The organism is Gardnerella massiliensis (assembly GCF_003408845.1).
In the GTDB taxonomy this organism is placed as follows: domain Bacteria; phylum Actinomycetota; class Actinomycetes; order Actinomycetales; family Bifidobacteriaceae; genus Bifidobacterium; species Bifidobacterium vaginale_H.
Map to the genome: position 1 here is coordinate 758,506 of NZ_LRTV01000001.1, position 12,242 is coordinate 770,747.

General features: G+C 45.0%; 2 protein-coding genes. One reads left to right on the top strand and one right to left on the bottom strand.

Features of this window, described 5'->3' with window-relative positions; genetic code table 11:
• Nucleotides 1-121: 121 nt before the first annotated feature.
• Nucleotides 122-10,057 (top strand): Rib/alpha-like domain-containing protein, encoded by a 9,936-nt coding sequence (locus tag AXE77_RS02865; RefSeq protein WP_116712011.1) that lies wholly within the window; start codon nucleotides 122-124, stop codon nucleotides 10,055-10,057.
• 828 nt (nucleotides 10,058-10,885) lie between these two features.
• On the opposite strand, the gene AXE77_RS06820 is transcribed toward AXE77_RS02865, so the two are convergent.
• Nucleotides 10,886-12,242, bottom strand: a 1,357-nt coding sequence (locus AXE77_RS06820) for a beta-ketoacyl synthase (RefSeq protein ID WP_240612629.1), incomplete at its 5' end; no start/stop codon positions are given.

The window sequence follows — 12,242 nt, forward strand, 5'->3', positions numbered from 1 at the left end:
ACCACTGCTTTATACAAACACAAGATTGGTATTTGAAGAAGAACTAGACACAAGTTTATATACGCCGCACATTAAAGAACGTTAAATTAAGAAGCACAAGAAAAAAGGATTACAGGTTATTATGGCAAATAACACTCGCAAAAAGAACACACGTGAGCAGGCAGAGCGCTCGTTTACAAACATTGACTCATCTTCTGCATCTACCACATTGCGCAAGATGTCATTAAGCGCGCTCGCCACAGTTCTTACTGCAGCCACCTGCTTGGGCGGTCAGCCAATCCTCGCATCCTCTAATATTCTTCTCCCTCCAACCACCGCAGCTTTTGCAGCAGAAGTGCATAAGAACGACCCTACTCCTTGGCTACATAAGCCAAACATTCTTGAGTTCCAAAGGTATCGCTTTGCTAACAGCAATGGAACAACTGGCTCAACAGACGGTTTGGGCGATTACGATAACACCACCAAGAAATCGGATATGTACGCACATCTTGAAAAGGACGGAAACGACAAGTACCTAATCTTCGATGTGTTCTTTAACAACGATGGTAAATCCATGCTCACTCATTCTAACCAGCATCAATACGTGTGGCAGATTCCTTTTACAGTTGCAGACTTAAATAGTAATGGCGGATACAAAAACGACACTATCAGCGAGTTAAGCTTCGACTTCTACCAAAGAAACGATGTTTCTCCTCAAACAGCAAACGCAATGCTTTCGCGTGATATTAAGTTGTTCCGCAAAGACGATAAAAAATCCTTTAGCGTTAACGTTGGAAACAACGGCAAAGACAACTTTGGTTCAACATACTTAAACACCTTAGGAATAAGAGGAGGTAGAAGCTATAATCGCGACTTAAATGAAACATTCCACAATAACGCTAAGTCAAGCGGAAAAGTGGATCCTGTTATTGAAAAAGCTGTGAAACTTTATGGACCATATTCAGGAAAAAGCTACGGCATTGGCTTAAGAACTACTAACGCAAATTATGCTGTTCACATGCACTGCAAATTGAAGTTGCGCCAAGACGCGACCATAGACGACATTCAAAACGCTTTTACTTGGGCAAACAGTAGCTCTTATGGTAAAACAACTAACTCTGCTTACACGTTTATTTCTGGACGAACTCACGACGAAAACTTCCCTCGCACAAAAAGCGACAATTTACCTCCAAAGCTGTATTTTAATGGCAAGGAGCTTACAGACAATTCCAGCAGCATTACCGTATATCAGGGTGATAAGCAAAAGATTACTTTCGGCACGTCCGACAATAGCGAAAAGGTGACGAAGTTCTCTGTAAGTGGATTGTCAGACTTTGTTAAAAATGGCAAAGTTGACGAGAAAAACGATAATGGTATTGATGCCAGCGAAAGCAAACCTTATACCAAGGTTTTTGAAGACGTTAAGTTTGAGCACAAGGATGAAAAAAATAATCCAGTAAACTCCGACTACACGATTACTGTTTCTGCAACCGACGCTTCTGGAAACACAGCAGAAAAGAAAGTCACTGTACATCTTAAGAACCTGAACCAGAAGTATCCTTCCCCAACAGCCGAGGAGCTTACTGTTGATTGGGGGCATGAGCTTAATAAAGATGAGCTCACGAAGCAGATAAAAAACAATGCTGAAAAAGGCGAAATAACTTTTATTGACAAAAAGTTACCAAAGACAAAACTGTCCGAAAGCGCTTTCAAACGTTCTAAAAATAAACTAAAAGTTACAGCAAAGATTACATATGCAGATGGATCCAGTCATACAGTAGACATTCCTGTAACAGTTAGAAAGCCACTTGCTTTTGAGCACGCACCACAAGGTAGCAAGAACACTGTAACCGTTGGGGATAAACTTAAACAACCAAGCGATTACATAACACTCAAAAATAACACTGGCAATAAAGTTAAGCCGGAAAAAGTCGAATGGTACGGCGGAACACCTAATTCCAGCACAATTGGCACTTTTGACAAAACTGTCAGAGTAAATTACAAAGACGGTAGCCGCAAAGACACTACTGTAACATTTAATGTTAAGCCGAAAACACCTGTTATTGAAACGGATTTGAACGGTCGCGCAAAAATTCAAAACCAGAAAGTAGTAGTAAACGTCGGCACTGGGTTTATACCAAAAGCCACAAACACGGTTACCTTATACGATGCCAACAATAACGAAATTGGCTCTACTACCGAAATCAACGACGGTAAAGCAACTATTACTGTAGCTAATGGCATACCTGCAGGAAATGTATATGCAGTTACAAGCAGTTCATACAACGACACTCAGGATAAACATACAAATACCTTCAATTTATCTTCCGATAAAAGTAAAAACCATCAAGCTACAGAAGATAAACAAGATCCAACACTTACAGCAAACGACGCAACTGCAAAAGTTGGAGAAAATTTAAGCTTTGAGCTTGAAGCAACAGATGATATTAAAATTGACGACTTCAATATTGCAGCCCCGTTAGTGAAACTTGTAAATGGTGATTTTTCACGTTTGAAGATTGAATACCAAGGCGCACAAGATGATCCAAAACATCGCAAAGTAAAAATTACGATACTCGGCATGAAAGCAAGTGAAGTTGGAGAACACAAGCTTACGTTCTCAGTTACCGATGCTGCTGGAAACACAACCAAGAAGGAAGTTAAGCTAACAGTTAAGCAACCTTACGAGCTAAAAGCAAATCCTATTACCGTTGAATTAGGTCATGAACTTACTAATGATGACGCTAAGAAGATATTTGAAAACAGCAAGAATGTTCCTTCAGGAACAACATACACTTGGGTTACTAAACCTAAGACCGACTCAACTGATAAAGAAAAGCCTGGCACAGTAAGAGTCAGCATTCCTGGAGAAAAACCTCAGGATATTAATGTAGCTGTAACAGTTCAAGATACAGTGAAACCAGTAATAAAGGTGTACAAGAAAGGCCCTGGTGGCACTTGGACTTCAGTAACCGAAAAGATTACTGAAGGCGATACAAGCTACACAAAGATTGACACGTACCACGGTGACAAGTGCGAACTGAAAATAACTGCAACCGACAACAGTGGCAAAGTTACAGATTTGAAGATTAATAGTTTATTAACAGGCTTGTCTTCATCTGATTTTGAGTCAAAGAAAGGCGCTGGTTCCGAACAAGATCCTCGAGCTATAAAGATTGCAGGAAATGTGCCGAATGGCACGGCTGCCGGAGCGTACTCTAGGACTCTTGTAGCAGTTGATGGCTCTGGAAATCAAACGAACTTCCCAATTCGCTTTATTGTGCACAATCAAGCAGATAAATTCGGCAAGATTACTCCAAAGGATATAACTCATAACATTCCTGAAGATGGCAACAATAATAATCACCCAAAGGCTGAAGATGGTATATCCGAAGCTAGCAAGAAAGATTTGCCAACCGGTACAACGTATTCTTGGGTTAAGGAACCAGATTGGAATAAGCCTGGCAAAGATACAACTGCTACAATTCGCATAACGTTCCCGGATGGTTCTCACGTAGACGTTTCACCAAAGCTTACTATTACGGATACTATTAAGCCTGTTATTGAAAAGCCTGATTTAGGAACAGCAAAACATGGAAGCAAAGATCATTACTTACTGAAAGTTCATCGCGGTGAGAAGTTTGACCTTACACTGAAAGTTCACGACAACACTGGCAAAATAGTCGGCGCAAGTTTGAATGACAATGTAACTGACTGCGGAATTACTAAAACTAATTTAACAGTTGACAATGCAAGCAACCACAGTGTTAAGAACCCTGCTATTGTGCATATAACCGGCACAGCACCAACCGACGAAGTAGTAGATCAACATTGGAGCCGTACTGTTACTGTAACAGACGAGGCTGGTAATAAATCTGAACTCCCTATTCAGATTGCTGTATATACAAGCGCGGAGGAGCACAAAGCCACATCAAAGCAAGTCAAAAAACCATTTAATAGCGCAGTAACTGTTAAAGACATTCAAGATGCAATAACAACTGACTATACAAGCAAAGACCCAAATAAGAAACCGGTAGTTTCTGTAAAAGCTGGTCAGACTTTACCAGATGGCACGACTTCTGGAAACTCTAAAGTTACAGCAATTGTTACTTATCCAGACGGTTCCACGACAGAAGTTGTAGTTCCTGTCACTATTGCTACTGCTCTTAGCAGAACACATATTCCAAAATCTAACACTGTAGAAAAGTCTTACGGCTCTACTAAGAAGCAAATAGAAGATTCCATAACAAGCACTTCTACTGGCGGCGGAATATCTTGGCCTACTGGCAAAGTTCCTACAGGAAATACAACAATTGAAATTTCCGACAAAACCAAGATTCCTAGCGGAACTGAACCTGGCACATACGAAGTTCCTGTAAAGATAACGTATAGCGATAACTCTATTGGATACGCCACAGTAAACGTTAAGATTGGCGATCCGCAGAGCAAGAGCTACAACCCACAAGGCAATACGCTTACGTTTAAGTACAACTCGAAGCCAAAGACTGACAACATATCCGGTAAAATTACTGGTGTTGGCGAGGATAAAGGCATTAGCTTTGGTAAAAATAAGCAAGGCAATGATATAGCACTTCCTGATAGAGCAAAAGTTGCTATTGACAACCCAAGTAATATTCCAGACGGAACTAAAGCTGGCGATTTCAATATTCCTGTAACAATCACCTATAAGGATGGTTCAGAAGATCATACAGTTGTTAAGGTAAAAATTGGCGAGCCACAAAGCGAAACAAATAAGCCAACTGTTACTGATATAACGAAGAAGTATGGCGAAAAGTCTAATGAAGATGAAGTAAATAATCACGTTACTTTTGACAGTAGTAAGCCTAAACCAACCGTAACTGTTGAAAATGCTAACGATATTCCAAATGGTACAACTCCTGGCGACGTAAATATTAACGTTAATATTGAGTATCCTGATGGCTCCAAATCTCGCGTTACAGTAAAAGTTACTACTGGAGATCCTGATACCAAGACTTACGCACCAAGCGCAAACGAAGTTAAGAAAAACCGTAGGGATAAGATTACTGCTGCGGATATCACTGGTGCTGTAAAGACTTCTACGGTTAAGGACAAGCCTGCTCCAACAGAAACAAAAGTAGAGCTTGTAAACGAAAACAACTTGCCTGATATGACTAAGACTGGCACAACTAATGTTCCTGTTAAGGTCACATACCCAGATGGGTCAGAAGTTGTTCTTGAAGTTCCAGTGGTAGTTAGGGATACTGACAAGGATATTTACACGCCAACGTCTTCTACGCTAGAAAAGCCTTACGGCTCAACTATTAGCGAGAAGGATATTACTGATAAGGTTAAGGTTCCAAACTTTGTTGGAGATGAAACTAAAATCTCTTACACAGTCAAGGACAAGAATAATATTCCAGGGAAAGACTCAAAGCCTGGAGTTTACACCGTACCTGTAACAGTAACTTATCCGGACAAAACAAGCGAAGATGTGGACGTAAACGTTACAATCTTGAATAAGGATTCAGACTCTTACGAACCAACCGCTACAACTCTTACGAAGAAGCACGGCGAAAAGATTAGCAATGACGATATTACTAATCAAGTAAATGTGCCTAATTATCCAACCGGCAAAAAGCAACCGACTAAGACTGTGGAAACTGGAAAAAAGCTTCCAGATACGAATACTCCAGGTGAAAGCGATGTGCCGGTTACTGTTACTTACCAAGATGGAACTAGTGACACTGTAAATGTTCATGTGGTTGTTAAGGATACTGATGCGAATACGCATACTCCACAAGCTGAACCACTTGAAAAGAATATCGACAGAGGAAAGCCTGAAGAAAGCGAAATTACAAGTCAGGTTACGATTCCTACTTGGCCAGCAAACGAAAAAGATAAGCCAACTTACTCTATTGCTGATAGTGATAAGGCTCAGATTCCTAATGGAGATAAGGCTGGCAAGTTTGAGGTGCCTGTAACGGTTACGTATCCGGATGGATCAACAACCGTGATTAACGTGCCTGTAATTATTAAGGCTCCAAAGCCAGAAGCGAAAACTGGTGTGACTGTGCCAAAGGGTTCGGAACCTAAGCCAGAAGACATGATTTCCAATAAGGATAAGTTCCCTGATGACACGCAGTTTGAGTGGAAAAAAGAGAACGGCAATGAAACTGGCAAGCCAGACACCAAGACAGCTGGAAACACGCAAGGCACTGTTGTTGTAACAGTTCCAGGGCAAAAGTCTCAAGAAGTGACAGTAAAGGTTAACGTTGTTGAGCCAAGTGCATCTGAAGTCAACGTGCCACAAGGCACGGATTTGCCAGATGCTAAGGAAGTTATTAAGGATTCCAACGATACGAATAAGTATCCTAGCGAAACTACCTTTACATGGAAGCCTGAAGATAAACCGGATACTAACAATCCTGGCGCAAAGAATGGCAAGATTATTGTTACCCTCCCAGGTCAATCTCCTGTAGAGGTGTCTGTAACAGTGAACGTTTTACCAAAGCCAGAAGCGAATGTTGTGAACGTTCCACAAAATGGCACACTGCCAGACCCTAAGAATGTTATTAAGGATTCTAACAATACGAGTAAGTTCCCTGATGGAACTAAGTTCACTTGGAAGGACAATGGGCCAAGTACTACAGATTCTGGTACACAGACCGGCACAATAACCGTCACTGTTCCAGGTGTAAATGACAAACCTGGCACTACTGTTGATGTCGAAGTTACTGTGAACGTAACTCCTGCGCCTAAGGCAAAGGACACCTCCGTCATTCAGAACAGCGATCCTGATCCTAAGAACAGCATTGCTAACAATAGTGACTTCCCAGAAGGCACTAAGTTCGAGTGGAGCAAGGGCCAAGACGGAAAATCTGACAAACCAGACACATCTACAATTGGCGAAAAAACAGTAAACGTCGTTGTAACTGTTCCAGGACAAAAGCCTCAGACCGTTAAAGTCAAGGTAAACGTGACAGCATCTCCTGAAGGAAAAGACGTAACCGTGCTGCAAAAGAAGGATAGTGACACAAGCGACACTACTCCTAAGCCAGAGGATGTTATTAAGAATCATAAGGATCTACCTAAGGATGCCAAGACTTCTTGGAAGAAGGAACCTGATACGTCAAAGACTGGCAACCAGCCAGGCGTTGTGACTGTTCAGGTGCCAGGCGAGCCAGATGTTGAAGTTTCAGTCAATGTGCTCGTGGTGCCAAATCCAGTTGGCAAGAAGGTGAACGTGCCACAAAATGGCGATTTGCCAAATCCAAAAGACATGATTGCCAACAATGGCGACTTCCCTGAGAAAACCACATTTACTTGGGCAGATAACGGTAAGCCATCAACGTCTAATACTGGTGAGCAAACTGGAACTGTCTCTGTAGCTATTCCAGGTATTACAAATCCTGTGAATGTAACAGTAACAGTAAACGTTGTTGATAAAGATAAGCCATTTATCAACGATCGTAAAGCCGAAAATAAGCCAGATTCTAAGAAGACAACCATTACTGGTAAAACTCAGCCAGAAAACACCGTAACTGTCAAAGACAATAGCGGTAAGACTGTTGGTACTCCAGTAAAAGCAGATGAAAAAGGCAACTTCACTATCGAAATCGATAAGAAGGATCCTAATACAAAGCTCACGCTTGTTCCAAGCAAGGGTAATAACGAAGGCACTCCAGTAGACGTAACCGTTACTGCAAAACCAAATGCTCCGACTATCACCGTTCCTTCGGAAAATGAAGGTGGAAAGCTAGGAGACGGAAACGTAACTGTCACTCCGCCAACCGACGCCACCGTCACCACGGTTGAAATCACGGTTAAGCCAAATCCGCTTAATGGTCCAGAAGAGCCAGTTCGCACGATTGTTGTCAAGAAAGGTAAGGACAATAAGTGGACGATTGACGGCAATAATCCTACTGGTGCAACCGTTGACAGCGACGGCAAAGTCATCACTATCCCAACCAAAAACTTGGAAGATGGCAGCACTATTACGGCTGTGGCGAAGAATAAGAACAATACTTCGGACACTGCAACGAATAAGACTGGATACAAGACTCCGCAGATTAAGAACGAAGATCCATCATCTCCAAAAATTACTGACAGCACCAACGATTCCGGTAAGCAAACGATTACTGGAATTGTGACGGTTCCAAACGCGACGGTAACTGTTACCGACAAAGACGGAAAGCAAATCGGAACTGGTACTGCGGGCAACGATGGAAGCTTCACTATTACTATCAACAAGCAAAAGCCTGGTGCCATTGTCACTCTCACGCCAACCAATGGTAAGGGTGACGGAGCAAAGACTGGTGATCGCGTGGAGCTAATAGTCGGAGGCGCAATTGCGACACCGAAGATTAGCACTCCGAACGATGGCAGCGCTAGCGTGACACCTGACGAGTCTGATACTCGCGTGAACAAGGTTGTAATTACCTACACGCCGGCGGAAGGTAACACAACCGCAACGATTACTGTTATTGCCGAAGGCGATAATCGCGTATGGAAGATTGATGGAAATACTCCAGAAGGTGTAACTGTTAATCCAGATACTGGCGTTGTTACGATTACTGCAGGCAAAATTAAGAATGGCAGCAAGATTACTGCGCAAGCCAAGCAGGTTACAAAAAATACCGGTGCTACTACCGCTACAGAAACTTCTTCCGCTGAAGTAACCGGCACAATTACTACTCAAAAGCACCACTATGATCCAACGCCAGTACCGGAACCAACTCCAACGCCGGCGCCAACAGTCACTACGCCAAGCGAAGGCGCAGACCAAGGATCCGCCATCGTTACCCCACCAGCGGATGTGGATACGCTTCTTATCACCTTCCTTCCGGAAGGAAGTAGCGAAAGTGCAACGCCTGTAACGATTACCGTAAAGAAAGATAAGAATGGTAACTGGACTATTGACGGCACGACTCCAACTGGCGTGACTGTTGATCCTAAGACTGGTAAAGTCACCATCCCTGCAACCGCGGTGAAGGGAGGCAGTGAGGTTACCGCTCAAGCAAAGAAGGGCGATAAGCAATCCGAGAAAGTTACCGGCACCACAGCTGGCAGCGAAAAGAAGCAGCCAAAGAAGCCGGGACAGGAGCCAACGCCAAGCCCAATTCCAACAGATAAGCCGCTTGTGGTAACTCCGCAAAATGGTGCCGAGCAGGGTTCTGCAACCGTCACTCCTCCAGCTGACGCGGATTCCATGGAGATTACTTATACTCCAGAAAATGAGGAAACATCCTCTGGAATTGGTGAAACTGAAATACCTTCACTTGAGGAATTGACGCCTGGAACAACTAATCCTGATTCGCAAGAGCCAGGAAATAATCCAGGAAGCGCAAATTCAGGAATCACAAATCCTGGTCGAATCACGATCAAGATAAAGAAGAATGCAGAAGGCAATTGGCAGATTGACGGTGACACACCAGACGGCGTAACAGTTGATCCGAAGACCGGCAAAGTAACGATTCCAGCAAATAAGGTGAAGGATAATACTGAAATTACTGCGAAGTCGAAGAAGGGCAATAAGCCTTCCAAGACAGCAACCGGCACCGTGGGCAACAACCCAATCGACGATCTGAACATTGACGATCTTATCGACAATGCGGGCGGAAATAGCAACGAAAAGGGTAAGGGCCACGGCGAGAATCACGGAAACGGAAACAACGACGGAAACGGAAACGACAACACTGGCGACGCCGGAAACAACTACACTGGCGACGCCGGCAACAAGGGTGACACTTTGAACCCTGAATCCGGAACTCACCGCATCAAGCGCGGCGACACGATCGACGCAAATGGCGCGAACAACAACCGTGCTAACGGGGACGACAATGGTAGCACTGGAAACGGTGCGCAGGGTACGCAAGGTTCGCAAGACTCGCAGGGTACGCAAAGCGGATCACAAGGTGCGCCAAGCGAATCGCAGGCGAAAATCGATAAGATTCGTGCGCGTCACTCTTCCGGCAAGATTGCGAAATCTAAGCTGAGCAATACTGGAGCCGCCATTGCTGCAATTAGCACAATAGCCGCTCTTGCTGCCGCAGTTGGAGGCGCAATCGCGGTTATTCGCAAGAAAAAGCGCAAGTAATAGCAAATAAAAGTTGAATAACAGCAAATAAAAGCAAATAAAAAAGCTGCACCGCTTTTTACCAGTTTGATTCAAATCGGTAAATTCGCGGTGCAGTTTTCTTATAACATCACCAGCAACGCAGCTCCAATCGCCCCACATTTTCCGGCAAATGTTCCAACAGCTTTGCAGTATTGCTCTGCTGACACTGATTACTTGTTGTTAGTGAACTTTAACATTATTGCTCTGCAGACGTTGAATACTTGTTGATTAGCGAACACTAGCATCCGTGCTGCTGCACACACAACACCGGGCACACCTAACACAAACCAACACAAAGCTTTGTTTAGCGACTTTAGTCGTAGGAATATTCGTGAGGTGAGATTTGAGATTTTTCGCACTGAGCAAAAGATAAAAAAATAGCTAGTTGCACCCACCCGAAGCTTAGTTGCGCGACTTTAGTTGCACTTAGTAAACCACGCACTTACGTAACTTTTTGCACGAGTCTATGAGTTTTGTGTTAAAGATTATTAACTTAGAGTCTAAAGAAATTTCGGGCAGAGTGCTAAAAGAGGACTGAGGAAGCAACATTCGTAGAGAACGAAGCAGACATAAAAGCCTTTAACAACCAGAGCGACGAAGGACGGAACGCACGATGCTGAAATTTCTTTAGACTCATCAAAGCAACAACCTAAAACATCAGTCAAAACTCATAGACGATACGCAAGAATATCGTAAAGAAGCTCGCGCCACGCTCTAAGCGAGAAAGTAGGTTAGAACGCAAACGCCGGAGAAAATTCCCCGGCGTTTGTTGTCAAACTCAACTAAAGCAGCAACCAAAGCAGCCGATCAGCAGTAGTAACCGTCGGCGCTAAGGCGCGCGTCAGGATTGAGCAGCATCGCCTTTTCTGCCTCGTGACCGTCGTAACGCGAGCCGTCCGGAAGGCGCGTGCCATCCTTAAGCAAGTGGCGATTTTCCACCGGCTCAAACAGCGGCGCGTGGCCCATCATGCCTTCCTCAAGCCTTCTCTGTCCCGCCGCCAAGCGAGCGTTTGCGCGTTTGCGCCACTCCTCCAGCGCCTCAGCACCAGCGGTAGCAGCCACAGCCGCCTCAAAAGCACCCGGGTGAACCAGCGCCACGAATCCGCTCACGTGGCCGAAGCCGAGCGAAGTGGCGAGCGCAGCCTTCACTGCACAAGAACCTGCACCAGCAGCACTTCCAACGCGCATCGGCTCGCGCAACCAAACCATGTGGTCGTCGCGCGCCAACTTAGGGTCCACGCAATCAAGCGACGCATTCGCCGGAATTACGCCTGTTCTAAACAGTTGCGTCAAACCGTTGATTTGGAAGATGCACGCGCCGCCCTTTGCGTGGCCGGTTAGCGTCTTTTGGCTGATTACAAACAGCGGGTTTCCGTCCGTGCGTCCGATTGCGTGCGCAAGAGTATTGTGCAGCTCGGATTCGTTCGGATCGTTGGCATTCGTGGAAGTATCGTGTTTAGAAACCACGGCAATATCGTCCGGAGTGACGCCGAGAACCGCCAAATCGCGCACGAGCTTAGACTTTGTGCCTCCCATACCTGCAGCCAGCGCACCCAAGCCCGGGGCAGGTATGGAGGTGTGAATGCCGTCAGCGTAGGAGTGGATGAAACCAACCACGCCAGCAACCGGCAAACCAAGCTTAAGCGCAATATCGCCGCGCGTAACCAGAATCGTGCCGCCGCCTTGAGCTTCGAGGAAGCCGCCGCGTCTGCGATCGTTCGCACGCGAGAAGAATCGTGGGCTTATGCCCTTTGCGTACATTTCCTCACTATTAGCGGTAGCGTTCATATTGCCGAAGCCGACCACAGATTCCACGCCAATATCGTCGATTGCGCCGGTTACTACAAAGTCGGCTTTGCCGAGCGCAATCTTGTCAACACCTTCTTCGAGCGAAACCGCCGCGGTTGCGCAAGCCGACACCGGCTGAACCATGTTTCCGTAGCCGCCGATGTAGGTTTGCATTACGTGCGCTGCCACAACGTTTGGTAGCGCTTCTTGCAGCACGTCGGTTGGAATTTCGTGGTTGAGGAAGCGATCCAAGTACAGTTTTCGCATTGAGCTCATGCCGCCGAAACCGGTTCCTTGCGTTGATGCAACAAGCGAAGGATGCACGGCTTGCAGGATCTCCGAAGGCGTGAAACCGGCGGAAATGTAAGCGTCCACG